Origin of the sequence: Streptomyces beigongshangae (assembly GCF_019710745.1) — a bacterium.
Taxonomy (GTDB): Bacteria; Actinomycetota; Actinomycetes; order Streptomycetales; family Streptomycetaceae; genus Streptomyces; species Streptomyces beigongshangae.
Genome location: NZ_JAHKJW010000149.1, coordinates 1 through 2,851, shown reverse-complemented (window position 1 = coordinate 2,851; position 2,851 = coordinate 1). Strand labels below are relative to the sequence as shown.

General features: G+C 77.8%; 2 protein-coding genes and 1 pseudogene. All 3 read right to left on the bottom strand.

Annotated features, from left to right (window positions below; translation table 11 throughout):
* Window positions 1–27: 27 nt before the first annotated feature.
* Window positions 28–972 carry a pyridoxal-phosphate dependent enzyme gene (locus KM933_RS38495; protein ID WP_221362241.1) on the bottom strand — a complete coding sequence of 315 codons (945 nt, stop codon included), beginning with the start codon at window positions 970–972 and terminating at the stop codon, window positions 28–30.
* Window positions 969–2,489: an amino acid adenylation domain-containing protein gene (locus KM933_RS38490; RefSeq protein ID WP_221362240.1), complete on the bottom strand. Its 1,521-nt coding sequence runs from the start codon at window positions 2,487–2,489 to the stop codon at window positions 969–971. Before KM933_RS38490 ends, KM933_RS38495 begins: the two co-directional genes overlap by 4 nt.
* Window positions 2,486–2,851: pseudogene (locus KM933_RS38485) on the bottom strand (lantibiotic dehydratase); the annotation flags it as partial. The pseudogene KM933_RS38485 and the gene KM933_RS38490, both read right to left, overlap by 4 nt.

Below are 2,851 nucleotides of genomic sequence, written 5' to 3'. Positions count from 1 at the left end.
GGGGGGGGGCGGCGGCCCGGTGGCCGGTCAGCGGCCGGCGCCGGCGTGCACGGACCGGGCGGCGGGGGCCGCGACGCCGTTGCCGCCGGAGACGACGACGGCGCTGCGCCCCGGCAGCCCGAGCCGCAGGGCGCCGGCCAGCGCGGCGGCGCCGCTCGGCTCGGCCGGCACACCGGCGCGGTGCAGCAGGGCCGTCGCGTGCGACACGGCCCGGTCGCTGACACCGATCAGTTCGTCGACCCGGTGGCGGACGATCGGGAGGATCACCTCGCCGGGCCGCTGGCCGCGCAGCCCGTCCGCCACCGAGTCGCTGGGCGGCACCTCGACGGGGCGGCCGGCGGCCAGCGAGCGGGCGTAGCGCCGGGCCCGCTCGGGCTCCACGCCGATGATCCGGACCGTACTGCGCAGATGCGCGGCGGCGAGGCAGACACCGGCCAGCAGGCCGCCGCCGCCCACCGGTACGAAGAGCGCGTCGAGGTCGGGGGCGTCCCGCAGCAGCTCCAGGCCGACGGTGCCCTGTCCGGCCACCACGAGTTCGTGGTCGGAGGAGGGCACCAGCGCGGCGCCGGTGCGGGCGGCGAGCTCCCCGGCGTACCGGTCGCGGTCGGCCACCCCGCCGGGCACCCGCACGACCCGGCCGCCGAGCGCCCGGACGGCCGCCTCCTTGGCCTCGCTCGCGCCCGCCGTCATCACCACGGTGACCCCGACGCCGAGGGTGCGCCCCAGACCTGCCACCGCGATGCCGTGGTTGCCGGAGGACCCGGCGACCACCTCGCCGGCGCCGAGCACGAGCATCGCGTTGGCCGCGCCGCGCAGCTTGAACGACCCGCTGCGCTGGAGGTGCTCCGCCTTGAGCAGCAGTCCGGGCAGCAGGTCGTGGCGCAGCAGCGGGGTGTGCCGCACATGGGCGGCGATCCGGTCGGCGGCGGCCGGCACGGCGGCCGGTGCGATCCGGTCGGCGGCCGCCGTCATGAGACGGGCTCCGGCGCACCGGCCCGCAGGGCCCGCCGGTCGGCCTTGCCGCTGTGGGTGACGGGCAGGCGCTCCAGCCGGGTGAACCGCCTGGGCATCATGTGCGGCGGCAGGGTACGGGCCAGATGCGCGCGCAGCTGGGCGTCGGTGGTGCTCCCGGGCAGGCCGGTGACGTGCGCGCCGAGCCAGACCCGGCCCCGCTCGTCGGTCTCGGCGGTCACCACGGCGCCGGTCACCTCGGGATGGGCGAGCAGGGCGCCCTCGATCTCGCCCGGGTCGACGCGGTGACCGCGGATCTTGACCTGGCGATCGGTCCGCCCCAGGTACTCCAGCACCCCGCCGCGGACACGCCGGGCGAGGTCGCCGGTGCGGTACAGCCGTGCGCCGGGCGGCCCGTACGGGTCGGGTGTGAACCGGTCGGCGGTCAGGGCCGGCCGCCCGCCGTAGCCGCGGGCCACCCCCGCGCCGCCGATGTGCACCTCGCCGACCAGCCCGGCGGGGACCTGGCGCCCCCGCGGGTCCAGCAGGCGTACGACCGTGCCGTCGACGGCGGTACCGACGAGATCGGCGGAGGTGTCCGGGGCGGGCGGCACCTCGTGGCGGGTGGAGGTCATGGTGCACTCGCTGGGCCCGTACTGGTTGACCAGCCGGCCGCCGACCAGCGCACGGCCGCCGGCGGCGAGGAAGGGGCGCAGCGACTCCCCGCTCGAACAGACCAGGCGCAGGGAGCGCAGCCGGCCGGCCGCACGGGGCGACTGGGCCAGGAAGCCCAGGAAGGAGGGCGTGGTGCTGAGGAGGGTGTCGACGCCGTACTCGGCGACGGTGTCGGCGAAGGACTCGGCGCGCAGCAGGCGCGCGCGGTCGGCCAGGACGACGCACCCGCCCGCGGCGAGCGGCGCGAAGGTGTCCCGGACGGACGCGTCGTAACCGGGCGGCGCGAGCTGGAGGGCGACGGTGCCGGGGCCGAGGGCGTTGTCGCGGACGACGGCGCGCAGGTAGGTGTCCAGCCCGCCGTGCTCGATCAGGACCGCGTTGGGCGGGCCGGTCGAGCCCGAGGTGTGGCTGACATAGGCCAGTGAGCGCGGATGGGGTGCGCGGAAGTCGGCCGGTGCCGGGCCGGTGGCGGGAGGCCGGTCGAGCAGGATCGCCGGCGCGTCGACCAGCGGCCCGAGGCGGTCGGCGAGGGCCGCGCAGGTCAGCAGATGGGCGGCGCCGGCGGCGAGCGCGGCGAGCCGGCCGTCGGGCAGACCGGTGTCCAGGGTGAGGAACGCCCCGCCGGCCCGGACGACCGCGGCGGTCGCGACCACGGCGTCGGCGCCGGGTGGCAGCGCCACCGCGCAGACCCGCTCCGGCCCCACGCCGCGCTCCACGAGCCGGGCGGCGAGCCGGTCGACGCGGTCGGCGAGTTCGCCGTAGCCGACGGGGCCCTCGGGGGTCAGCAGCGCGGGGGAGCGCGGCGTGCGCGCGGCGTGCGCGCGGATGTCGTCGACGAACGTCGCCCGTGCGGGGGCGCTCACACCTGCTCCCCGGGGACGGCGCCGCGGTCGACGGCGACGAGGCGGAGTTCGGAGGTGTAGCGGTGGCCCTGGTCGTCGGTGAGCCAGGCCTGTTCGGGGGTGGGGAGCATCTCGGTGAGGGTGAGGCGGGCGTCGGGGTCCTTGCGGGTGAGGCGGCGGGCGGCCTTGGCGAGGATGTTGACGTAGACGGGGCTGTCGAAGTCGACGAAGAAGGGGCGGGGTTCGGTGGGGGAGACGACGAAGACGAAGCGGGGCAGTTCGTGGGTGTCGCGCCAGTGGCGGGCGCGTACGAAGCGGCGGGCCTCGCTCTTGTCCTCGGCGAAGTCCAGCGCGGAGCCGGTGAACCGCCAGCTCTCCCGGGC

What these genes read in the sequence shown, in the direction of transcription:
- KM933_RS38495 (WP_221362241.1), bottom strand. Translation starts at nt 972, where the DNA reads ATGACGGCGGCCGCCGACCGGATCGCACCGGCCGCCGTGCCGGCCGCC.